This window comes from Streptomyces monashensis, assembly GCF_001866665.1.
Lineage (GTDB): Bacteria > Actinomycetota > Actinomycetes > Streptomycetales > Streptomycetaceae > Streptomyces > Streptomyces monashensis.
Genome location: NZ_MLYO01000015.1, coordinates 105,453 through 127,767 on the forward strand (window position 1 = coordinate 105,453; position 22,315 = coordinate 127,767).

Consider the following 22,315-nt stretch of genomic DNA (forward strand, 5'->3'; position numbering starts at 1 on the left):
GGCCGTCAGGCCGGTGTGAACACGGTCCTACCGGGGAAATTCAGCCCCGCCATGGAGTGGCGAGCCCCCACCCCGCCCGCCACGCGCCTAACGTCGAGGCATGCCCGCACATCCCACCCGCTTCGAAATCCTCCTGGTCCCCGCCCACGTGGAAACGCGCGGAAGCGCGACCGTCGCCGACAGCGCCGTCCGCTCGGCGATGGTCGAGGCCACCGGCGAAACCGGGGAGACGGGGTACCCCCGGTACGTCGGCCACGGCATGGTCGCCGACATCGACCCCCGGACCCGTACCGTTGAGGCACTGCTCGTGGACGGCATGGAACTCGACTACGGCCTCACTGCGCTCATCGCGCCCGAGGAGTGATGTTCCCGCTGAAGATCCGTGTGGACAGGTGGAGGTGGGTAGGGGTGGGCCTTGCTCGTGACCTGTTTCGAGGAGGCAGGGATGCCCGCCAGCGCGTGGACGGACGAGATGCTGGACCGGATGTGGGACACCGGTGATCGCGGCGGGTGACGCCGCGATCACCGAGACATACGAGCTGGGCCGGCAGAACAGGTACGGCAGGCGCTGCACGGCTTCGGCAAGAACGGTCAGGCGCTGCCCGCAGGCCTGCCGCCCTGCGTCCAGCGCTACTTCGAGCTCAGCTCGGTGCTGCCCGGATGGGCCGATCCTGAGCAGGCCGAGCGCGGTCGCGCACTGCTGGGCCGCTACGAGGCGCTGGTCGTCTCGACGCTGCTGTGCGACCGGCGGCGGACTCCACCAAGACCGCGCTCCAGGCCGGGTCCGTGGCGAACTTCGGCTACAGGAAGAGCGGTGACACGGTCCCCCTCGTCGCCAAGGCGGCCAGCGAGTTGGGGGTGGCTGTTTTCAAGAACGGCCTGCGGCTGACCAGCAGGGGCCGGCGCTACGAGTGGCAGGTGCCCACCGGACTGACCGAGACGACCCGACCGAAGCGGGCTTCATAAGTGGCTCAGTCGGCGAGTCCCGTCAGATGGAGCGCTCAGTCACATGAGCGCCGCAGCTGGCCATGTGGCTCTGCCACGTGCGCGTCCATGATCTGCCTCAGGCCCGGCACTGCGCGCCCGCGTCCGCAAGAGTTCTCCAGGGCGGACCGGGGAAGGTCAGCTCTGGGCGGTGGGCCGTACGACGATCTCGTTCACGTCGACCGCGGCAGGCTGTTCGATCGCGAAGGCGATGGCCCGGGCGATCGCGTCGGGCGGGATCGCGATGTCGTCCCGCATCTTCGTGATCTCTGCTCTGACCTGGCTGTTGGTTGACGCCTCGGCGAAGTCCGTCGCAGTCGCACCGGGCGAGACGGTGGTCACGCGCAGGGAGTCGCCGGCTTCCTGGCGCAGTCCTTCGTAGATCGCCCGGACCGCGAACTTGGTTCCGGCGTAGACGGCCATGGTCGGCACGATGCGAAACGCGGCCGTGGAGGCGGTGGCGATGAAGTGGCCGGTGCCCTGCGCCCGGAAGACCGGTAGAGCGGCGCCGATCCCGTGCAGCACGCCTTTCACGTTGACGTCGACCATGTGGTCCCACTCGTCGACGCGCAGATCGTCGAGAGGCGAGATGGTGCCGACTCCGGCGTTGCTGACGAGTACGTCGAGTCGGCCGAAGCACTCACTGGCCAGCGCGACCAGGGCCCGCAGGTCGTCCCGCCGGGTCACGTCGGTACGGATCTGCACGGCCGTGCCACCTGCCTTTTCGATCCGGGCCACCAGTTCCGCCAGGCGTTCGGACCGGCGTGCGCCGAGGACGAGTCGCGCGCCGCGTTCGGCGAGCAGCAGAGCGGTCGCCTCGCCGATGCCGCTGCCTGCTCCGGTGATCGCCACCACTTTGCCTTTGATTCCGGACATGAAGTCGTCCTTTCCGTCTTCGGCACCGGGGCCGGAGTGCCGAGCGGCAGCGGGTCCTGGAGGAGCGTTCGGACGCCGTTGCGCGCTGGACGGCCGGTGCCGGTGTAACTGTTCAAGGCCGTCGGCAAGCGCCACGGCCCGTGCTCGCACACCAGTCTCCGACGGGCTTAGCCTGGTATCCAGATCGTGTTTATTCTGGAACTGAAGGTGCCATGCGTCATGCCCACGCAACCGGCTCAACGCCGTCAACTGAGTGAGTTCCTCCGCAGCCGGAGAGAGCGCCTGGCCCCTGACGAAGTGGGCCTGCCCCGGACCGGCCGCCGTCGGACTCCGGGACTTCGCCGAGAGGAACTGGCACTGCTGGCCGGGATCAGCGCGACCTGGTACACGTACCTGGAGCAGGGGAGGGACATCCGCGTCTCCGAACAGGTGCTGAACGCCCTCGCCGCAGCGCTGCGGCTCGACCGGCACGAGCGCGATCACCTCCTCCAGCTTGCCGGGCACGTCCCTGTCGCCGAAGCCGAGGAACGCGAGCCGCTCACGGCCGAGGCCGGTGCCGTCCCCCTGTTGCTCCAGCCGAACCCGGCGTACATCATCGCCGGCAACTATGACGTCCTCAGCCACAATCAGGCAGCCGACGAGCTGTTCCCGAGGCTCATCACCGAGGCGGACCGGCCTCCCAACTTCGTGCGCTGGGTGTTTCTCGAACCGGTGGCCCGGGAGGTTCTCGTCGACTGGGAACCCGAGGCACGCGGCCTGCTCGGCCGACTTCGGACGCTGACGGCACGCCATTCCGGCGACCCGCGGTACACCCGACTGATCGAGGACCTGAACGAGGGCAGCCCGGAGGTGCGGGACTGGTGGCCTCAGTACGAGGTGCAGGCCCGGCACAGCGGTCGGAAACGGCTACGACACCCGCAACGCGGAGCGATCGATTACGCGTACACCGCTTTTCACCTGGCCGAACAGCCGGAACAGACGCTGGTCGTCTACTTGACGGCAGCGAACTGCCCCACGGGGACGCAGCCGTGACCGGCGGATGAAGGAGCAGGTCGGCTGGTCGGCTGCAGTATCTGCGCTCAGCCGGTACGGCGGCGGGGGCCGACGGCTGCGCGTCAAGCAACTCCTGAAGAAGCAACTCCTGAAGAAGGGGGACAAGAAGGGGGACCGCCGCCTCACCGCGCGTGATGCGTCGGCCCCAGCCGTTCTTCACATGTGTGAGCACAGACGCCAGCCTGCGGGCCCGTCGGCGTGGAGTCCGCCAATGCGCCGGCCGCTTCGGCCCGGTGGACGTTGTCGGGATCGGTGACCATCCGGGTGTGCTGGGTCGACACCGTGCCGATGCCGCCTGGCGCTGTTCCGGCGATCACTGTCACCCGTGCCGCGTTCGCTCTCGAGGTGGTCGGTGGTCATCCCGTCCATCCGGTGTGATGCAGCCAGTCCTCGAAGGTCATCAGGTCGGGGTGCAGACGGCGGAGAAGGGCGATGTCCCGGTCTCGGGCGTAGAGGTCACGGTCGGCGAAGAACTGGAACATCGCCGCGTAGTCGTGGCCGAAGTCGGGGACGGCGGCAAGTAAATCGTCGTGCGGCATCGGGACGTAGGCGCTGGAGGTGCCCGTGACCTGGGTGAAGGCGGCGGCGATCTCGTTGCCGGTGAGGCTGTCGCCGATCATCGCGAGGCGACGAGGCCGAAGCCGCCGCCGCGTGCCGCCTCCGGGAGCCGGGTGTGCCCACCGCCGTCATCGCTCACCGTCGCCTCCAGCCGTCGGCCGTCGCACCGGAGCCGCACGACGACCCACGCCGCCTTCCCAAGGAGACACACCTCTACGGCCCTGTTGGGCGCCGACAGTTTGGGCAACGCCAGCCGTAGCAGCAACGGCATCCGCATCAAGTTCTCGTCTGGCAACGGCGAAACGGTCCAACAGGTGACGTACAACAACACCTGCCTGACCAAGGTGAAGTACCCGCTGGGCGTCGACGCTCTCGGTGAGCGGCAGCGGTTCCGTACCGTCCTGCGCGATTCCCTCCTTCCCGAGCTTGCAGCCTCCGCCGAGGATCACCGCACTGCTCGACGGGGCAGCTGTGACATCGCGCGTGCCCCGTTCCGTGGCCTGTCGGCTACCGGTCTCCTGGCAGCAGATGCTGGTCGACCTGCGTGAACGACCAGGATCCGGACCGGCGGCGGAAAACCCACACGAGGTCGAAGCGGTCCGGCCAGGTGGCCGGCGTCCCGGGGGTGTCCGCCGCGCCGAGCCCGGCCACGATGGCGGGGATCCGGCTGTGCTCCCAGCAGATCAGTACAGGGCCCGGCGCGGTCAGCGCGGCCTGCGCGAGTCGGCGCTCGGACCCTTCGGCGAAGTCGGTGTCGACGGTCAGCCCGAGGTCTTTGGCCAGCGGGGTCACGGTCTGGCGCATGCGATGGGCTCCCGCGTTCGGGCCCTGGTCGGCAGCGGCGAACACCGTTTCCGGTCGTGCCAGTCCCGCCCTGGGCGGCGAGAACAGCTTCGGGAGTGCGTGTGCCCGCTCCCAGCCCCGGGCCGTCAACGACTTGCTGTCCGGTCGCCCGGAGTCGTCCATCCCGCTCTGCCCGGAGGTGGGCTTTTCGCCGTGCCGGATCACCATCACTACGGTCCCGTCAGCGGCATTCACCGTGGGCGAACCGGCCGCCGTGGCTTTCTTGTGCGAGTCGCCACATCCGACGCCGAATTGGGCGACCGATGCAAGGCCAGCGCCCAGGAGCAGGCGACGAGCCACAGGGGCGGAGGACAGCGAGGGGGGTTGACCGACTGCACGCACGAGCCGACCCTACGCCGACGACGGCGCGGTTTGCTTGTGCATGCGAGGAGATTGCGAGGAGTTGACAGGCTGTTGGCCTGCGCCGACGGCCCGCCGGTCGGCCTCTACGGGATCAGGCCGGAACGGCGTAGGCGGGAAGTCGCCGGTGGAACTGCTGCCCACGACGCGGGCGCTCAGGCGGCTATCAACCCGTCGGTCACGTGATTGACTCACAGGTAGGGCACACCATGACCCGTGGGAAGTACCTCCAACGGTGCGTAGAAGACCCAGTATGTCGAGTCGTGGAAGTCGCACGGTTCCGTCCTCACGAATGAGTGCCCGGAGAACGCCGAGAGCTGGTTTCTCGGCCGCTCTTCGACGAACTCCTCGTCTGCGAGTGCGCGGGGTCGTCTCGTTCGCTGATCCCGGGCCGCGCGCGGACGCTTCCGGAGTGGTGGTGGCCGTGGGTCACGTCGGGACGATCTACCAGGCGGCGAATGCTGTCTGCCTGGGCCGTGCTACGCGGGGCGGTGAAGCCTCTGCCGAACGGCGTGGTGTGACAAGCCCCGGGGTGGTGCACGTGGCTGACGGTCGAGTGCCGGCTCAGGGCCTCTGCCAGGGCCAGGCCGTTGTCGTGGTGCGGGGGCACGCGGAGGGAGAGGGCGCGGATGCCGCGAGCAGCAGCCAGGCCTCGATGGGGCCGAGGGTGACACCGGTGGGCCTTGGCGAACCGCCTCGAGGGCGCGCTGTCCACCAGCGTGGTGCTCACGCCAGGCGGGGCAGCAGGTTGAGCAGGACCGAGGCGGTGCCGCCGTAGGTGGACCGCTGGCCGATGACGTGGTCGTCGGCGGAGGCCAGGCGAGCACGGCCATGGTGATCGCTGCCATGCGGGACGCGGTGACCAGGGCCGCCTCGGTGTGCTCCAGCTCGGCGACGACGACGGCGACCCGGGCGCGGTTGGGGTTGCCGAAGCGGGTGTAGGAGTACTCGCCACGCGGCTCGACGGCGCCTGCGGGGAACGTGGGGCCGTCCTCGGCCGAGAAGCGGCTGTCCGGTAGATGGGCTGTGCGACGGCGCGGCTGGGTTGAGTCTCGCGGACGGTGTGACGAACCCTCCTGAAACCGGTGCTATGCCGCCTCCGGCATGAGAAGCGAACACGGTCGGGCGGGGCCTGCGAGTGTTCGCCGGGGTGTGGCTGATGCGGCACATCCGTGCCGATGCCGTCGCGCGCTCGGGTGTACGAGCGCGTTGAGGTGTGCGTGCCTGTCGGCGGCTGCGCTCCGGTAGCGCGTTCACCCCGCGCCGGGCGCGGCGGCCTGCACTGTTGCCCGGCCGGCGGGGTGGCGTGCACGCCACACAAGGAAGACGGACGTGGCCGCCAGGCACCACACGGCGAGCACCACGTAGGGCTCGACGTGCTGGTTGTGCGGGAAGTAGACGGCGTTGCGCTGGGCATTGACCGACGCGCCCGGAGGCAGGAACCGCCCCAGAAAACCAAGGACTGGCGGAAGCAGCGGCCAGGCGACAGCGCCTCCGGACGACGGGTTGCCGAGGATGACCAGCAGGAGCCATGTCGGCAGCAGCGCCCAGCGGCCCAGAAAGGTGTGGAACGCGGTGAAGATCATGCCCGCCGTGACCATGGTGAACGTGCAGATCCCCCATGACTGGGCGAACGGCAGCCGCACCACGCCGAGTACCCAGTCGGCCATGACACAGATCCACAGGCCGCCCAGCACGGAATAGCCGATGGTGGCGGCGATCCGTTCCGCGGGGCGGAGTGCCTGGGCATGCACTCCCAGCTGGATGGCACCGACGAAACCGAGGATGGTCGATCCCAGGGCGATGTAGAAGAGAGCGAGCCCCTGAGGATCGGTGGCCGGAAGTGGTTTGACGTCCCTGACCTGGACAGGGATGCTGAGCGCCCGTCCTACTGCGGGGGCGCTCTGGCCGAGCACCCGGGCGACCGACGCGCCCGCCGCGCTCGCCACATCGACCTCCACGCCAGTCGGCCGGCGCTGCAGGATGGCGAACTCCCGCTGGGCGTCGACCGCGGCGAGCGCCTTGCCGTGGTCGGGGTATGGATGGAGGACCAGCGACGTATGGAGCGCGTCCTCCAGCGCCTTGGTGAACCGCTCGCCCGGCACCGAACTTCCCGTCACTGCGACGGGGACGCGATGCGGTACGGGATTGGCCATGGCCCAGCAGTAGGCGCCGACGAAGAGCCCGGCCAGGGCCGAGATGATCAGCGAGATCACCACCGCCGGCACGAAACGCGACGACGTCAGTCGCGACCATCCGTCCGGACGGGGCTGCCGAGGCGCCGCCGGAGACCACCGCTCGCCCATGGCCGTGATCGTATGGGGGGCGGGCGGCGATACCTGGCTGCCGCACCGCACGCATCCGGCGAATGCGGCCCGGGTTCACTGTTCGGCGACAGGTTCCAGGACGAACACCGGGAACTGTCGTGAGGTCTTCCTCTGCACGTCGGCGTACCTTCGGCCTGGCCCTGCAGCCTCGCGAATCCGGACGCGTCAGCGGCAACCTTCGAAGACCCCGCGGCTACCACCGCGGCCTGCTGCGATCCAGGTATCTGTCGGCCATGGTCAGCCTGTGCTGCTGCCCGGTCTCGAAGGCGTGCTACGACCGTGAACAGAGCGAAGGCAAGGGAGACAAGCAGGCGGTCTCGATGGATTCCGCGCGGGCGGCGACGAAGCACACGACGCGACCACCCGTTCCGAGCTGGTCGCCGCGGTGACTCGCCAACTTCCTCTATTCCTGACTCAGCAACCCGAAGGCTTCTACGGTCACGCCCGCCATGCCGACGGCCGAACCGTGAAGTTGTCGCTCATAGTTCCTCCTCGACTCCGCGGCCGCCACGGCGTTGGCGCACCGATTCTGAGCAACTGCGGCCCGGCACCGGGAGTGAGGTCGCGTCAAGCGACCGGGCGCGGCCGGGCGGACCCGGCGGCCTGGAGAGTGGCGGTGTCGCTGCGGCTGCTCGTGCGGCGCGGGGTGCTCTGAGGTGGCCGGGCCGGTACTCGCCGGTCAGCGCGGCGCGGCGGCCGAGTTGGCGGTCGGTGCCGTACGCGATGGGAGGCGGGAGGCGGGGTCGAGGGTGAAGCCGATGATCGCGCCGCCGCCGGTGCGGTTGCGAGCGAAGGCCGTGCCGCCATGGGCGACGGCGACGGCGTGCACGATCGCCAGGCCCAGCCCGGAGCCGGGCAGGCTCCGGGCGCTGTCGGCGCGGTAGAAACGGTCGAAGACGCGGGGCAGGTCGGCTTCGGCGATGCCCGGTCCGCGGTCGCGCACCTCCACGTGGGTGCCGGTGATGGCGACTTCTATCGGGTCGGTTCCGTCGTGGTCGAATTTGGCCGCGTTCTCCAGGAGATTGGTCAGTGCCCGCTGTACCGCGTCCGGCCGGGCGCGCACGACGGTGTCGTCGGCCTCGACGAGGATCTCCCGGCCGGTGCGGCGCCGGGCGAGGGCGGTCGCGTCCTCGGCCAGGGTACTCAGAACGATCTCTGTGGGCTGTTCGGCGTTCCGGTCGCCGGCGGCGAGGTCGACCAGTTCGTTGACGAGGTTGACCAGTTCGCGGGTCTCGCTCTTCATGTCCGCGATCAGGTCCGCCTTGGCCTGGGGAGGCAGTTGGTCTATGCGGTCCAGGAGGGCTGCGTTGGCTTGCAGAGACGTCAGCGGGGTACGCAGTTCGTGTCCGGCGTCCTGTACCAGCCGCCGCTGCACCTCCTCAGAGGCCGCGAGCCTGCCGAGCATCCCGTCGAACGCCCGCCCCAGACGGCCGACTTCGTCCGGCCCGGCAACCGGGACCTCGGTGTCCAGCCGGCCGGTGCGGGCCACGTCCTCGGCGACCCGGGTCAGCCGGACCAGTCGCCCGGCGATCCGGCGCGCCAGCCACCAGCCCGCCAGGCCCGCCACGACGAGGACGACCGCGCTCAGCTCGACAGTGCGTTCCTTCAGTTGCCTGAGCAGGTCCTCGGTGTCGCTGTACTGCTGCGCCACCTGCACGGCGCCCCGGCCGCCGCCCAGCGCGACGGTGGCGACGCGGTAGCGGTCCCCCTGGATCTGGGTCTTGTAGTAGATGGTGTGGCCGGCCTTGGCGTGCGAGGCCGCGGCGCGGTCGGCCGCGCGGACCGGCAGCGCCGGGAAGCCGCGCTCCTCGACGCGGCCGGCGCGGCCGAGGACCTGGACGTCGGTGCGTATGCGGCGTGAGAGATCGTCGCGGGGACTGTTACGGTCGGGACTGACGCTGAAGTAGTCGGTCGGCGAGAGGCGCTGCTGGGCGACCTGCTGGTGCAGGTCGTTGACGACGCCGCGGAAGACGTCGTCCTGATCGACACGCACCATCCGGGCCGCCGCGTTGTAGCTGAGGACGCCGCCGAGGAGGGTGGTGGCGGCGGTGACGCAGGCGAAGGAGAGGGCGAACACCGTGCCCAGGCTGCGGCGGGGGTGCAGGATCGCGAGCCGGTGTCTTGTGCTGTCCATGGTGGGGCTTCCTCTGGGGCGGTCGGCGTCGCCAGTGTGCCTGGTCGACCGCCGCCGACGGCAGCGCTCGGGGGCCGTCAGTGACTGCTCTTACTGGCCTCTCACCAGTAGCTTTCCCATGACCGCCGCCGGGAGACGCCGCTACACCGCCGTCGCTGCGAGAGCTGGATCTTCGATCGGCAGTGCGGACGCCGTTCCGAGTCGTCCATGAATCGGGCGGTCAGCCCGCCGCGGCACGAGGGTGCGCCATGCCTCGGAACCTCCTTCTGGGCAGATTCCGGCAGCTGATCTCCAGCATGCGGTCCTGGGGCTTCCGGCCGTGGTCGAGCAGGTAATCGATTGGCATCCGCCCAAGCGCCGGCCATGGTCCGCCGAGCGGCTGCCGACGACGGGTTTGGGGCTACGCGCGGTGTCGAAGGCCGCGATGGTGCGGTGGTACGCGCCGTGGCCGCGGTGGAGGAGGCCCGGTCAGATGTCGCGCGTGGCGCGAGACAGGGCAGGGAATGATCCGGCCGGGTGTCGTACTGCGTGGCGGACGTCGTACTGCAGAGACGACCGGTTCCTTTTCCGGCTCAGACTTCGGCACGGCTGACTCCGTGGTCCACGACAGCCCCCGGCCGGCGATGCAGCACAAAGCGAGTAATACGGCCGTCGCGCAATGCCGTGCGACCGGGCGGGACGGGGGTGTCCGCTGGAACGCGCCCCGAGCAGGGCATGGCCCTCGGCCGCCTCCACCCCTGGCTCGCCAGCGCTGCGGCCCTCCTTGCCGGTGTGTGGGCTGGGCTTGCCCGGCTTCCGACGAGCACGTCCCGTTGCTGGTGTGCGGCACCGCGGTCCTCGCCCCGGCTGCCGCCGTGCTCGTCTTCGGCCGCTCCCGACAGGCCAACAGAGATCACACTGCCAAGCGATTATTGACGTGTCCTTGACCGCATCTCTCAACTCTGCACACCTGATGCGGGGTTAGCCTCACCGGGCGAATCGCGTCCCGCTGCACCGGGGCCGTACCTGCGCCCGCACCACCCAAGACGGAATGATCTCCGCAGAGTTGGGGGAATCGCCATGCGCACACGCACAAGAGCGTCTCTCGTGGCCACCGCGGCCGCGTTCCTGCTCGTCGCCACTGCGGGCAGTTCCGCTGCCACGGGCGACGGCCAGCCGGTCGGTCTCGTATCGCCCGGCGATCCCTATGCCTCCTGTGACACCAGCGGCGACGGGACCGGTACCAACTACGCCTCGGCGGAGGACGAGCCGTACGTCACCGTGTCCCCTCGTGATCCGCGCGACGCGGTCGGCATCTTCCAGCAGGACCGTTGGTCCAACGGCGGCGCCCGCGGCCTGACCGCCACGTACACGCACGACGGGCGGCACTTCACCGAGACTCCGTTGCCGTTCTCTCACTGCGCGCCGGGCGGGCTGAACTACCAGAGAGCGTCGGACGGATGGGTGAGCACCGGTCCCGACGGCACGGTCTACGCCAGCGGCCTCGTGCTCGACGCCACCGACGCACGCAACGGCGTGGCGGCCTCGACTTCGTACGATGGCGGGCGCACCTGGACGCACACGACATCCCTGATCGAGGACACGCAGGCCCAGTTCTCCGACGACAAGAACTCCGTCACCGCGGACCCCGTCCACCCCGGTGTCGCCTACCAGGTCTGGGACCGAATCGACGAGGACGACGCCGCCAAGGTCTACGACGGCCCCTCCTACATCTCCATCACCCGCGACGGCGGACGGCACTGGTCGACGGCCCGTCCGTTCGTGGACACCTCGGTCGTCCCCCACTCACAGACCATCGGGAACGTCATCGTCGTCGACCCGCGCACCGACACCCTCTACGACGTCTTCGACTGGCAGACCTACGACATCGACTACACGACCGGCACTTTCACGCCCACCGACCTCCACTTCGCCGTGGTCAGGTCCACCGACCAGGGCCGCACGTGGAGCAAGCCGGTCACGATCGCCAAGGACACGTCCGTACCCGAGGTCGATCCCAATGCTCCCACCGACTCCACCAAGTCCCTGCGGGCAGGCGGCGATCTCCCGAGCGTGGCCATCGATCCGCACACCGGTGAGCTGTACGTCGCTTACGAGGGCTCGGACTTCAGCGCGGGTGCCTACAACTCCGTCGAGCTGACGCACTCCGTCGACGGCGGTCGTACCTGGTCGGCCCCGAAGCGGGTCAACCAGGTCGCCTCCGCCCCCGCCTTCACACCTTCCATCAGCGTGGACGCCCGCGGTACGGTCGCGCTCACCTACTACGACCTGCGCTACCTCACCGCAGGGAACACCACGACCCTGCCCGCCGCAGCCTGGCTGCTCACTTTCCCGCGTGGGGCCGAGGAGCACCCGACCGAACGCCGCATCTCACGCGTCTTCGACTGGCTTCGGGCCCCCTCCGCCGGGGGGCACTTCCTCGGCGACTACGAGGGTCTCGCCGCCGACAGCCCCTTTGCCGTACGGCCGCTGTTCGTGGAGACCAACGACAACGCACCGCAGAACTCCACGGACGCCTACAGCGGGATCTTCCCCACCGGCATGGGATACGGACCCGTTGCTGCGGCCACGGCAACGACCCCATCGTCCGCGACGGGACCTCTGGCAGCCCGGCCGCACCGACTCGTCCGCTGATCGAAGCCCCGGCCCACAAGTTCATCCAACTTCCCTCAGAAGTACCGGACTTGAACCGGGCGTGGGCGTCTGGTCGCCGTTACGGCGCGGCCCGTTGGCCAACACCGCCCTCACCGACGACGAACATCTCGAACGCACCCTCCGCCGGGGCCTACGCCACATCCAGCTCCGCCCCGACCTGATCGGCGGCTGCCTGGCCGACACCGGACTCACACTCATCCACCAGCCGACGCCGCCGGCGTGCGGGAGGCGCCGGCGCGGCAGCGTCCCGTGCCACCGCGCTTCAACCGCCGCCGGCGCGTTCGCCGCTGTTCTCGTCAGTGCGGTCGCGCTGCCGACTGCGGCCCCCAGCAGCCGACGGCCCCGCGTACGCGCCGGTGTCCAACTGCATGGGGGCTGATGATGGGTGACCGGGCCCGTGGCGTGGAGGATGTCCAGCTGGTGATGGCCGACAGCCACAGTGGGCCGGCGGCGCCATCCGCACCGTTCTTCTCGGCGCGGCCTGGCGGCGGTGCCGGGTCCACTCCGTGCGGGACGTCTTCAGCGTGATCGAGAGAAGGAGGTCTGCCGCCAGCTGCCGCGCGACTCCTCCGCTCTTGGCGGCCGCCCAGCAGTTGCCGGTGTGTACGGACGGCGTCGATGTCGCTGCGGTTGAGCCCCGTACTGGATGGGCCGCTCCGCTGTGATGGTCCTCACCGCGAACATGAGGCCCCCCTCGGGTACGCTGGGCGGGGCCGAACATGAGGGACCCCTCAGGATTCCCCCGCTGCTCGACACCCGGCTGATCCGGGATTTCTGGGTCACAGAACACGGACATGACAGCGACCGCCGAGTCGGCGGAATCGCGGCACATCACAAGGAAATGACTATGAACAGGTGGATCAGGCGCGTCTCGATCGCTGTCGCTTCCACGGCACTGGCAGGCGGAGCCCTTCTCGGAGCCGGTGGCTCGGCCTCAGCGGCGACGGCCCCGCAGCGCGCCGAGCACACGCAGTCCACGATCGCCGCCTTCGCTACCGGCGGTGACCGTGACGGCCAGCGCGAGGATGCGTACGCAGGCGGTTACCACGGGGGACAGGGCGACGGCTCTGGCGCACCCCGAGGCTGGTACTCGAACGACGACCGCCAAGGCCACCACGACGAGAGGCGCCACGACCGCGGGTGGGAAGAGCGATGGGACGGCCGCCACCTGTCCGTCTGGGACGGGCACCGTTGGGATGAGGCGACGACGTGGTTCGGCGTCGGCGGCGACCGCTGGTACCTGGACCAGGTCGCCTGGTATCTGCACCAGCACTGATGCGGCCGCAGGCCGCCACGGTCGGTCTGGCGAGCCGTCCCGCGGACGGGGATCGCGTCGTTCCGGCTCGCCAGACCGACCGCGAGCCGAGCCGGTATCAGGCCCGGTCCGATGACACAGCTTCCTGGCCGAGCGGGGCCGACACGTGAGATCCGCGTGTGTTGCTCCCGCCCTCCGATACCTCCGGCCGCGTCGGCGACACCATGCCCCGTGCCCCGAAGCACGTGGGGAGCGACCGGAGTGCCGGGCGTGCGGAATGTGGGAGTGAGGGACAGTGAGATCGGTCAGAACCGTGGCTTTCGAGCTGCCTGTGCGGCTTGTCGTGTCGCACGACCTGATGGTGTCGATGCGTGTGGCACTGCGGTACGAGGCGGATGACCCCTATGCCGTCCGTGCCGTCTTCGACCCCCAGGGCGAGGGTGGAACGGTCGAGTGGTTCTTCAGTCGCGACATGCTGGCTCAGGCTCTGAGCGAGCACACCGGGCGCGGAGACGTGTGCATGTGGCCTGCCGGCGAATCGGGACGCGACGTGGTGTACGTCGTTCTCCGCTCGCCCGCGGGATCGGCGTTGCTCGAGTTCCCGGCGCAGGGCGTGGAATCCTTCCTGCGCGAGACATGGTCCGTGGTGCCGCCAGGGGCCGAATCCAGCCGACTCGACCTGGATGCCGAGCTGGCCCAGCTGCTGGCGGAAAACTGAACGCCTCGCCGGACGGCGAGGCTCCCGCGTGGGTGAGGGTCCGGATGCCGGCCACGGCACCGGGCTCGCCGCATGTCCCGCCCCCGGCGATCTCATGCGCCGCGACTCACGCCTCCTCGTAGCACTCGCCGCATTCCTCTTCGGGGCACTCGACAGTGGTGAGGGTCTGGTCGAACTGCTGCGGGGTCAGCGGGGGCTCGGGCAGTTCGTGGGCGCGCTCGGCGCGGAAGGCGTCAAGCAGCAGGTGCAGGTGGCGGCGCCAGGCGTCGGGGGCGACGGCACGCGTGGCCTCGATGATCCCGGCCTGGGACCAGATGACGAAAGCGAGGTCGGCCGGAGTGACATCCGCACGGAGGGCGCCCTGCTCCTGGGCGTCGTGGAAGATCTGAGCGGCCCGTTCTTTCGTGCGCTCGTACATTCCCCTGCCGAACGCGTGAACGGGCAGCCGGGCCGAGACCAGGTCGTTGAAGGCGCAGTCGCAGGCCTGAAGTTCACAGAGCTTCTCCAGGTAGTGACAGAAGCCTTCCCAGGCGTCGTCCATGGCCGCCGCCTCTTCGGCGGCGGCGAGCAGGTCCGCGAACTTCGCGGTGAAGAGCTCTTCGATCAGGTCGAGCCTGCGGGGGAAGTGCCGGTAGAGCGTCCCGATCGCGACGCCTGCCTCGCGGGCCACACCCTCCAGGGAAGCCTCCAGCCCCTGCTCGGCGAAGGCCTTGCGAGCGGCGGCCACGATCGCGTCCCTGTTGCGCTGCGCGTCGCGGCGCAACGGCTTGGCCGGCACTGGAGGCGCAGGCGGAACAGGCTGGCGATTCATGCACCCAGGCTAACATGAGGGGCCCCTCGGATTCTGGATGTGACCCTGCCCACGGGATCCGCCAGGCGAGGGGCCGGCTGCATATCTGTGCATCCTCGACCACAACGGCGAGCGCAACCGTCTGCTCCCGACACCTGACGCCCTCATGGTCGAAGCATGGGCGTACGAGTGAGCCGTCCAGGCGTTTGCCCGACCGGTCATGTCGGTTGCGGCAGGCTGTCGCCGGGCACACCGGCCTGTTCTCTCCCCCCGGTGACCGTCACGGAGCGTTGGCGGTACCGGCCGCGTCGGTTCATGGTCGTCTCACGGGTGTTTCGGCATCGACCTGGGCGCGCGCCGACCGTCCCGCACCTCCCCGGACACTCCGCGGCTGCATGGCGATCCACCCTCAGGGCACCAGGATGACCTTGCCGAACTTGCCCGGACCGGCCAGGCGGTCGTAGGCGTCGGTGAACCGGTCCAGTGGGAAGACCGTGTCGATGGGTACGCGCAGCCTTGCCTGCGCCAGCAACGGCGTCACGGACGTGCGCACGGTGGCGGCGAGGATCGCCTTCTCGGCGTGTGAGCGCCCGCGGATGGTCGTGCCGATCAGCTGGGCCCGTGCGAGCATGAGGTCGAACATCCGAAGCGGCGCCGTGGCGCCGGCCTGGACTCCGACGACGAGGACCTTGCCCTGGCTGCGGAGCAGAGCTACTCGCCGCAGGCAGTTCTCGCCGCCGACCAGTTCCACGATGACGTCGTACGGCGCGTAGGCGGATTCCTCGTCGGGGGTGACGACATCCACCTGCCGGTCGGGGGTAAGTGCCCTCACCCGGCAGTGGAGTTCGGGGCGGCGCACGCTGGCCACGATATGTGCTCCGGAGACCGCGGCGACCTGCACCATGGCCGTGCCCACCCCGCCTGCCGCGCCGCTGACCAGTACTCGATCGCCGGCTCGGATCCCGGCCTGGGTGACCAGGGCGTCCCAGGCGGTGCTGAACGCCTCCGGGAAACCGGCGGCCTCCTCCCATGACAGGTACTCGGGCACCGGCAGGAGAAGGTCCGCGGGGATCGCGATCCGCTCGGCGTGGCCGCCACCGCCGACCAGCGCCATCACCCGATCTCCCGGCGTGACCTCCACGACACCGGGGCCGACCTGCTCCACCTCGCCGGCGACTTCCAGACCGGGCACGTCGGCCGGCCAGCCCGGTGGCGCCGGGTAGTCCCCCCGTGCCTGTTGCAGGTCAGCGGCGTTGAGGCCGGCAGCCCGAACCCGGACCACCACGGCCCCCGGCCCCGCGACCGGCTCTGGACGTCGCTTCAGCTGGAATGTCCCCTGAGAATCGATCACTACCGTGCGCATGTGCCCGCATCCTTGTATGTACTCACGAGGGGGACCGGCCATCGTCCCGCGTCCGTCGCCGACTACGAAGGGTCGCGTACGCCTCGCGGCGGCGACCCGGACCGGGATCGGGAAAGCCGGTCAGGGAGGGCTACTGTTCCAGCCACGATCCGTCGCGCATGATGACTCTTCCGCGAAGCTCTGGCTCGCCGCGCCAGGCGCGCACAGTCTTCGGTGCCATGCGTATGTACAGAAAGGAACCCTCCTCCCCGCGCGGGTCCCATCCGAACTTGGCGGCGAACGCTTCCGCTGCGTCACCGGGCACATCCTGGTCCGGGAAACACTCCGCCTCACCCTGGAGAAGCACCACGTCGAAGGTATCCGGAAGCGCCAGGCGCACGCGGGGCTCTTTGCGGACGTTGCGTGCGGTCACGGAGGTGGCACCGGTGCACATCCACACCGCTCGTCCATCCCACAAGAACCACAGCGGCACCTGGTGCGGCCCGTGATCAGGATGAGACGTTGACACCCATACTTCCCGTTCGGTGACAAGCCGTTCAAATGTGTCTCGCCTACGCTCCGCCGCCCGGCGACGAACGTTCCCCGTGGTGTTCATGAGTGCTGACGCTATCCAGCATGCCCAAAGCGCGCATGAGGCCAGGGACCTACGTCCGACGAACGATGAACTCATGGGCCTACGGCTCAAGACTGCTTGCGGAGCTTCCTACGGCTCCGCTTGACCACCAGGAGGCTGCGGCCGCAAGCGGTGACGACGAGCGTGGAGCGGGCGCGCCGGCTGCGCACAGTGCCGGCGGTTGCCGACGACGCTGCGCAGGTGGACGGCTGCGCCACCGGTGCGGGAGCCTCGCACAGACTTCGCGTCGACAGTGGCCGACCAGCGTGTCATCGGATTCATCGACCGGGCCGGTGGCGTACCGGGCAAGCCAGGCGCCCAGGTCGTCCTCGAACGCGTCGCCGTTCAGAGGCAGGGCGAGGAGTCGCCTCGGCGTGGAGGACCGCACGCAGCGGTGCGTACGCAGGTGATCAGCCCTCGCCGGCTGAGCACGCGTCATTCCCGTTGTCCCGGTATCGGATCGGGCGCCTGGCGGCACGGTCAGGCGGACCCGCTGGGTCGCAGGGAGGCGGGCGTACGGCCGATGAAGTCCCGTGCCGTACGGGTGAGGTGGGCCTGGTCGGCGAAGCCCGCGGCGGCCGCAGCCAGGGCCACAGCCCCGGTCGGCAGGTCGGCGATCGCGGTACGGAGCCGGCCCCATCGCCGCAAGCGGGCGAGCGGGATGCCCACCTCCTGCCGGACCAAGGCCCGCAACCGCGGTGCCGACAGGCGGACCTCGTCGGCGATGGAAGCGACGGGTATGTCCGGATCGCACAGCGTGCACATGTGAACGGCGTGGGCGACTCTCGGATCGAGCGGTGCCGGGTGCCCTGCGACTGCGCGCAACTCGGTGTATCCGGCGGCCAGATCCACGTGGGTGCCAGGCCCCTCGGAGCCGGCCGCGTCGAGCGCGGCGAGCAGCCGGCGGACCTCGCCTGCCTCGAGTCGTGTCGGTCCCGGGCCGGAGGGCAGCAGCCAGGAGTCGATGAACAAGGCGACGTAGGGCGATGTGGCCGCATAGGCGTGGGACAACTGAGGTGGAACGATCAGCCCGGGCGCGGCCACCATGCGCTGTCCCGGCTGCAGGAGTTCGGCGTGGCCGCCGATCGGCAGCACGGCCTTCCATGCGGGCAGCCGATGTTCGGAGACGCGGAAGGGCCGGGACTCGGCGAACATCGTCGCCTCGGTGCCTGCGGCGAAGACGATGCGGCGATCGTTTTGTTCAAGCTCCCAGGTCCGGGGCGAACGCATCATCATGCCATGCACGCTATCGCTGCCATCGGGTTGGCGGTGTTCATGGCCGTCACGGGCGTCATGCACTTTCTGGCTCCCGAATACTTCCGCACGCTGGTACCGGCATGGCTTGGCAGGGAGCGGCTCCTCGTGGCCGTCACCGGGGTCGTGGAGGTCGTCGTGGGTGCGCTGGTGCTGGTTGCGGGCAGCAGACCGGTCGGAGGCTGGATGGCCGCCTTCCTGATCACCTGCTATCAGGTGTCCCACGTTGACGCGGTGCGACATGCGCGGCCCGACCGGACCCGGCTGCTGGAGCGGCCGGCCGGGGCCGCGGCCCGACTGGTGGTGAACGTCCTGTACGTCGTCTGGGCCATCGCCGTGGCCAGATCCGCGGCCTGACCCCGATGCCTGGTTCGTGGAACGAACGGTCCGGCTCCGTCAACTCGCCGCAGGGCAGCGACTGGCGGTACTGCCGTTGCGCCAACAGCTCAGCGGCACGCCGGTCCAACCGGTCGTCGCTCGTGCGACCGCGATCGACACCACCGCCCGGACCGTATGCATGGGCGACGAGCAACGAGTGATGGTCCACGACACTTCGATGTACGCGGCGGGCAGCCAGGCACGGCTCGACGAGGCGCCGGGAGCAGCCGACACGCCCACGCCGTCGCCGGCCTCGAGCAGGCGACCCGGTTGCGGCACCGGGTTGCCGAGATCGAGTCCGGCGGCACGGGCGCGGTGGCCGGCGCAGAGCTGACCGGGCTGGACATGATCGGGCCAGGGTGTGCCGGAGAGCGTCCCGCTGCGGATGGCCTCTACCGTAGGTAGCCCACGATCAGCACATGCCCCCGGAACAGCGTCACCGGGCCGGGGTCGGCTGGGTGAGGTTCACCGGGTTGCCGTCGGGGTCCTGGATGTGGGCGACGCGCTGTCCCCACGGCATGTCGTTGGGGCCGCTGCGGACCGAGCCGCCCAGGGCCGTCACCCGGCCGAGAGTCGCGTCGACGTCGTCGACACCGATGCTGAGCAGGATCCGTGGTGCCGCCCCGGTCCCCGGGTCCGTCTTGGTCACCAGCCCGAGGTCGGTGTCGCCGATGCGCAAGCCGCGGTAGAAGGCCGGGCCTTCCGCCGGTACCCGGAAGATCACCTCGGCGCCGAACAATTTCGTATAGAAGTCGAGCAGGACATCCTGGTCGGCAGTGATGATCACTGGCTGGATGGTGGACATGGCACTCCTGTCGAGAACGGTTGTGTCGCCGGGCAGACCGTTCGAGGACGGTGAACTCATCGGCAGAACCGCCCAGCCACTTCAAGATGGCGGAGCTGCAATGGTGCGGTGGGGTCGTCGTCGCACGGCGCGCAGACGACGAGACCCGTCCCGATCATGGCATCCGGTGACCGGTAACAGCTGGCCATGCGGGGCTGGGCGGTCCAACCTCAGCGGCCCACCGCCGGAGCGGTGCGCTCGCGGGCTGTGGCTCGGACGTGGGCGATGACGGGTGAGGTGGCGAAGACGTCGCCGAGTCGCGCGAGCGAGTCGGCCTCGGCCTCCAGGGGCTGATGGAGTGCGTCCGTGCCGGTGGCATCGGCGTCGGGAGGAGTCGGGAGGGCGCCTACGGCCGCGCGTTCGAGTGCGCCGGCCAGGGACGCGGCTTCGGCGATGAGCGGGACCTGCTCTGCGGCCGGGGGGAACCGACGGGTTGCCTCGGCAAGCCAGTCGAAGGTGCGGGGGTCCGTGTAGTGGCGGAGGATCATACGCGCGTCCTGGATCTCGATGACTCTCCGGTAGAGCGCGAAGTGCACCTGGGACGGCCCGAACTGTCCTCGCGGCGGGGTGAGCGTGATCTCGGGCAGCACGGCGTGCAGTTCGCCCCATAGCGGGGTGAGTGCCCGGTAGCGGCGATAGGTGCCGAACCAACCGCGCACGGCGGTGGAGACCGGCGCCCACACCGTGGTGCCGACCCCGGCCGCGAGCAGCCCGATGCACAACGCGCCCAGCACGGCGGACAAGGTGTCGTCCCCGCTGTCCTGGGTGCTGGTCGTCGCCTCGCGGATCATGTCGTCGACTCCCCAGGCATCCCACGCCAGGCCGGCCAGGGTGCCGAGGGTGAACATCCTCATCGCGGTGCGCAGGACGCCGGGTCCGGCCAGGCGGGCACGCCGGGCCAGCGGGCGGACCAATGCGGCCAGGCAGTAGCCGAGATACAGCGTGATGATCGCGTCGTACCCGACGAGGTACCACCGGTGCGACGGGCTGGTGACCAGATCTCCGCTCACCAGCCGCGGACGAGCGAGGAGTTCGAGTGCGAGTGAGGTCAGCAGGGCCCCTCCTACCAGGACCAGTTCCCGGCGGACGGCACATCGTGGCGGTTCCGCGGTGTGCAGGGCGAGAGCGAGCAGCCGGAACGCACACGCCGCGCACACATACAGGCCCGAGCCCAGCAGCACCGGCAGCAGGACCAGCCGTAGGCGCGCGGCACTCTCGATGGTCAAGGGATCGAGCAGGCTCAGCTTGGCGCCCAGTGCGGCCGCCGCGAGAGTGCCGTACCGGGTAGCGGCCGCGAGGCCCTCCCAGCGGACGCGGCGGAGGTAGCAGGCGCTGAGCAGGAAGACCGCGGCGATCAGATAGAGGGCGACGTCAGTCACGGCCGTCCTCGTCCGGTGCCGGGGCGAAGAAGACGTTGAGGCTCAGGAACCGCTCGCGGTGCAGCGATGCCGCGTCGGCTCGGGCCGCCCTGCTCATGATCAGCGATGCCAGCAGCTCGGCCTCCCGCTCCTGTGGTTCGTCGTAGCCGGTGCGTCCGAGTACCCGTCGTACCAGGTCGGAGGACAGGTGGGGGAGAAGTGTCCGGGACGTGACCGGAGAGAGCGGTGTGGTGCCCGTGTGGTCGAACAGCAGGTGGGCTGCCTCGTGGACGAGGATGTGCTGTCGGTGCAGGGGGCTGGTGTCGGCTGCGTAGAGGATGTAGTCGGTGCCGCTGGTGGACACCAGCAGGCCGCAGGGAAGGTTGGGGCTGGAGGACACCGGCACCAGCTCGATGGCCCGACCGCGTTGACGGCCGAGCCGGGTGAGTAACTCCGCGGCGTCGAACGGCTCGGGCAGTTCGAGCTGTTCGGCCATCTTTCTGCATCGCCGCACCGTGGGCTCGTCCTGGCCTCGACGCATCGCTGTCCCACCTCACTCAACGATTCCTGTACCGGTCGGCCGGAGCCGTTGCCGCGCTGTCAGGACGTCGGCCTGTTGCGGGCCGCGTCCCGTCGCGCGATGACGTCGATCAACTCGCTCACCGTGTCCAGCCCCTCTGGCGAGAGATTGACCGCGCGCAGGGCCACGCTGCGCACACCGGCATCGCGCATCGCGCCCAGCAGCGCCAGTTCCCTGGCGATCTCCCGGCCCTCCTGCTCGTCGAAGAAATAGGCGGGCGGGACCTGGAAGAACTGCGCGAGCGCCTCCAGATGGCGCTTGGTGGGGTTGTCGCGGCGGCCGGTGCGCAGTTGCCACAGGTAGGTCGTGGAGAAGGACTCGCCCGTCGCCTCACGACAGGCACTCGCCACCTCCTCGTTGCTGTACTGCTCACGGTCGGGCCGGCGGACCGTCTCGAACAGCGCCTCGATCTTGGCCGCAAGCCCGGCCGGCTCGGCCGGCTCTCCCTTCCGGGCCGAGTCCACCACGTCACACCTTCTTCTTCGTCTTGTGCGGGTTTCAGCCTGAATTGACGACGGATACCTTGGCCCACAACGATAGCTAATGGCGGCGGCAGCCTCCAGACGCGCCCGGCCTGCCTCGCGAGCCCCCGAAACAGGGGCCCACGAGGCTGGAGACCGGCTTCGTTCCCCGGTGAGTTGACCTGGCCGGTTGCGCGCCCCCCTCCGGCCGCACACGTGTGGCTGTCAGGTCATGCCGAGGCTGCGACGGTCAGAGGTTGGGGTTGATGGGCGTGCTGCTGTCGGAGTGGTGCCAGTCAAACTGCTGGTTGATGTTGGGGTCCGGTCCCTTTCCCGCGCCCATGAGGTGGTACGAACCGCGCGGTCCGGGCATGCCGGTGGAGTTCAGGCAGGCGTTGGCGGCGTTGCACACGCTGTGGTTGCTGTCGAACGTCCAACGCTGGTGCACGTCACCGGAGTTGCACGGGACGGCGATCGTGTCAGGTCCGTCGGAAGGCCCGTTCGCGACGTGACCCCACAGGCACTGACCGTCATTGGTGCTGTGGATCAGGCCGTTCTGGTCGACGAACCAGAACTGGTTCCAGGAGCCGTCACACGGTTTGAGTACGACCGGACGGCCTTGGCCGTTGATCTGCCGGTACTCGTCCATGCAGAAGTAAGTCCCGTTGTTGGAGGGCGGCTTGTAGAGAGCGGCGAGGAAGCCGTAGGCGTAGGGCTGGGGGTTGACCGGGTCCGCCTGTGCGGACACGGAGCACAGGGTCAGTCCCAGGCCGAGCGCGATCGCCAGGGCCGAGACCATCTTCCAGATGTGCCTCACAGGTTTGATTTCCCTTCTGCCGAGCGTCAGCGAAGCGTGCTCCGTCATGTTGGCGATGTGGGCAGTGGGGTCGGGAGCATTCCGAACGTTCCCG

22 protein-coding genes and 3 pseudogenes are annotated in these 22,315 nt (G+C 69.5%); 10 read left to right on the forward strand and 15 right to left on the reverse strand.

The window, feature by feature from the left end; genetic code table 11:
* Positions 1 to 100 precede the first annotated feature (100 nt).
* The gene (locus BIV23_RS08365; protein ID WP_071380115.1) at positions 101 to 364 is read left to right on the forward strand and encodes a hypothetical protein; all 264 of its coding nucleotides are present in this window, start codon (positions 101 to 103) and stop codon (positions 362 to 364) included.
* 374 nt (positions 365 to 738) lie between these two features.
* Positions 739 to 966, forward strand: a complete 228-nt coding sequence (locus BIV23_RS51665) for a hypothetical protein (RefSeq protein ID WP_071380116.1) — start codon at positions 739 to 741, stop codon at positions 964 to 966.
* A gap of 156 nt (positions 967 to 1,122) precedes the next feature.
* Here the strand turns inward: BIV23_RS51665 and BIV23_RS08375 are convergent, their stop codons facing one another.
* On the reverse strand, positions 1,123 to 1,860 hold the full coding sequence (locus tag BIV23_RS08375) for an SDR family oxidoreductase (protein WP_071380117.1): 738 nt from the start codon (positions 1,858 to 1,860) through the stop codon (positions 1,123 to 1,125).
* 219 nt (positions 1,861 to 2,079) lie between these two features.
* On the opposite strand from BIV23_RS08375, the gene BIV23_RS08380 reads away from it, so the two are divergent.
* On the forward strand, positions 2,080 to 2,892 hold the full coding sequence (locus BIV23_RS08380) for a helix-turn-helix transcriptional regulator (RefSeq protein ID WP_071380118.1): 813 nt from the start codon (positions 2,080 to 2,082) through the stop codon (positions 2,890 to 2,892).
* Positions 2,893 to 3,269: 377 nt separating this feature from the next.
* Here the strand turns inward: BIV23_RS08380 and BIV23_RS08385 are convergent, their stop codons facing one another.
* Positions 3,270 to 3,533, reverse strand: a complete 264-nt coding sequence (locus BIV23_RS08385; RefSeq protein ID WP_071380119.1) for a hypothetical protein — start codon at positions 3,531 to 3,533, stop codon at positions 3,270 to 3,272.
* A gap of 51 nt (positions 3,534 to 3,584) precedes the next feature.
* Between BIV23_RS08385 and BIV23_RS53885 the strand changes: the two genes are divergently transcribed.
* A complete protein-coding gene (locus BIV23_RS53885) occupies positions 3,585 to 4,019 on the forward strand; it encodes a glycosyl hydrolase family 28 protein (RefSeq protein WP_107471113.1) in 435 nt (144 codons plus the stop codon).
* Here the strand turns inward: BIV23_RS53885 and BIV23_RS08395 are convergent.
* The 4 genes and pseudogenes from BIV23_RS08395 to BIV23_RS08405 all read right to left on the reverse strand — a co-directional run bounded on the left by BIV23_RS08395 (position 3,979) and on the right by BIV23_RS08405 (position 9,135).
* On the reverse strand, positions 3,979 to 4,482 hold the full coding sequence (locus BIV23_RS08395) for a hypothetical protein (protein WP_071380121.1): 504 nt from the start codon (positions 4,480 to 4,482) through the stop codon (positions 3,979 to 3,981). The genes BIV23_RS53885 and BIV23_RS08395 overlap by 41 nt on opposite strands.
* A gap of 671 nt (positions 4,483 to 5,153) precedes the next feature.
* Positions 5,154 to 5,576 (reverse strand): annotated as a pseudogene (locus tag BIV23_RS53170) (hypothetical protein); the annotation flags it as partial.
* A 351-nt stretch (positions 5,577 to 5,927) separates the two neighbouring features.
* Positions 5,928 to 6,980: a hypothetical protein gene (locus BIV23_RS51680; RefSeq protein WP_079173025.1), complete on the reverse strand. Its 1,053-nt coding sequence runs from the start codon at positions 6,978 to 6,980 to the stop codon at positions 5,928 to 5,930.
* 700 nt (positions 6,981 to 7,680) lie between these two features.
* The gene (locus BIV23_RS08405) at positions 7,681 to 9,135 is read right to left on the reverse strand and encodes a sensor histidine kinase (protein WP_071380122.1); all 1,455 of its coding nucleotides are present in this window, start codon (positions 9,133 to 9,135) and stop codon (positions 7,681 to 7,683) included.
* A gap of 1,059 nt (positions 9,136 to 10,194) precedes the next feature.
* Here BIV23_RS08405 and BIV23_RS08410 point away from each other — a divergent pair.
* The 5 genes and pseudogenes from BIV23_RS08410 (at position 10,195) to BIV23_RS08425 (ending at position 13,763) form a co-directional block, all read left to right on the forward strand.
* Positions 10,195 to 11,769 (forward strand): sialidase family protein, encoded by a 1,575-nt coding sequence (locus BIV23_RS08410; RefSeq protein WP_107471109.1) that lies wholly within the window; start codon positions 10,195 to 10,197, stop codon positions 11,767 to 11,769.
* A 23-nt stretch (positions 11,770 to 11,792) separates the two neighbouring features.
* A pseudogene (locus tag BIV23_RS51690) lies at positions 11,793 to 11,992 on the forward strand (IS630 family transposase); the annotation flags it as partial.
* A gap of 170 nt (positions 11,993 to 12,162) precedes the next feature.
* Positions 12,163 to 12,326: pseudogene (locus BIV23_RS53890) on the forward strand (transposase); the annotation flags it as partial.
* Between the two features lie 311 nt (positions 12,327 to 12,637).
* Positions 12,638 to 13,066: a hypothetical protein gene (locus BIV23_RS08420; protein WP_143079058.1), complete on the forward strand. Its 429-nt coding sequence runs from the start codon at positions 12,638 to 12,640 to the stop codon at positions 13,064 to 13,066.
* A 292-nt stretch (positions 13,067 to 13,358) separates the two neighbouring features.
* The gene (locus BIV23_RS08425) at positions 13,359 to 13,763 is read left to right on the forward strand and encodes an SsgA family sporulation/cell division regulator (protein WP_245790448.1); all 405 of its coding nucleotides are present in this window, start codon (positions 13,359 to 13,361) and stop codon (positions 13,761 to 13,763) included.
* Positions 13,764 to 13,869: 106 nt separating this feature from the next.
* On the opposite strand, the gene BIV23_RS08430 is transcribed toward BIV23_RS08425, so the two are convergent.
* The 4 genes from BIV23_RS08430 to BIV23_RS51695 form a co-directional block, all read right to left on the reverse strand.
* A complete protein-coding gene (locus tag BIV23_RS08430; protein ID WP_071380126.1) occupies positions 13,870 to 14,574 on the reverse strand; it encodes a TetR/AcrR family transcriptional regulator in 705 nt (234 codons plus the stop codon).
* A 388-nt stretch (positions 14,575 to 14,962) separates the two neighbouring features.
* Complete coding sequence (locus tag BIV23_RS08435) at positions 14,963 to 15,958, reverse strand: alcohol dehydrogenase catalytic domain-containing protein (RefSeq protein ID WP_342746354.1); 996 nt, start codon at positions 15,956 to 15,958, stop codon at positions 14,963 to 14,965.
* Between the two features lie 88 nt (positions 15,959 to 16,046).
* Positions 16,047 to 16,511, reverse strand: a complete 465-nt coding sequence (locus BIV23_RS08440) for a pyridoxamine 5'-phosphate oxidase family protein (RefSeq protein WP_071380128.1) — start codon at positions 16,509 to 16,511, stop codon at positions 16,047 to 16,049.
* Between the two features lie 498 nt (positions 16,512 to 17,009).
* On the reverse strand, positions 17,010 to 17,765 hold the full coding sequence (locus BIV23_RS51695; protein WP_245790450.1) for a helix-turn-helix domain-containing protein: 756 nt from the start codon (positions 17,763 to 17,765) through the stop codon (positions 17,010 to 17,012).
* A gap of 3 nt (positions 17,766 to 17,768) precedes the next feature.
* Between BIV23_RS51695 and BIV23_RS08450 the strand changes: the two genes are divergently transcribed.
* Positions 17,769 to 18,140, forward strand: a complete 372-nt coding sequence (locus tag BIV23_RS08450) for a DoxX family protein (RefSeq protein WP_071380129.1) — start codon at positions 17,769 to 17,771, stop codon at positions 18,138 to 18,140.
* 457 nt (positions 18,141 to 18,597) lie between these two features.
* Here the strand turns inward: BIV23_RS08450 and BIV23_RS08455 are convergent, their stop codons facing one another.
* From BIV23_RS08455 to BIV23_RS08475, 5 genes are all read right to left on the reverse strand, one after another.
* On the reverse strand, positions 18,598 to 18,966 hold the full coding sequence (locus tag BIV23_RS08455; protein WP_071380130.1) for a VOC family protein: 369 nt from the start codon (positions 18,964 to 18,966) through the stop codon (positions 18,598 to 18,600).
* Positions 18,967 to 19,175: 209 nt separating this feature from the next.
* Complete coding sequence (locus tag BIV23_RS08460) at positions 19,176 to 20,384, reverse strand: MAB_1171c family putative transporter (protein WP_071380131.1); 1,209 nt, start codon at positions 20,382 to 20,384, stop codon at positions 19,176 to 19,178.
* Positions 20,377 to 20,859 (reverse strand): ParH-like protein, encoded by a 483-nt coding sequence (locus BIV23_RS08465; protein WP_079173026.1) that lies wholly within the window; start codon positions 20,857 to 20,859, stop codon positions 20,377 to 20,379. The genes BIV23_RS08460 and BIV23_RS08465 overlap by 8 nt, the downstream gene beginning before the upstream one ends.
* Before the next feature lie 104 nt (positions 20,860 to 20,963).
* A complete protein-coding gene (locus tag BIV23_RS08470) occupies positions 20,964 to 21,407 on the reverse strand; it encodes an XRE family transcriptional regulator (RefSeq protein ID WP_245790452.1) in 444 nt (147 codons plus the stop codon).
* Positions 21,408 to 21,654: 247 nt separating this feature from the next.
* Positions 21,655 to 22,221, reverse strand: a complete 567-nt coding sequence (locus tag BIV23_RS08475) for a ricin-type beta-trefoil lectin domain protein (RefSeq protein ID WP_071380134.1) — start codon at positions 22,219 to 22,221, stop codon at positions 21,655 to 21,657.
* Positions 22,222 to 22,315 lie beyond the last annotated feature (94 nt).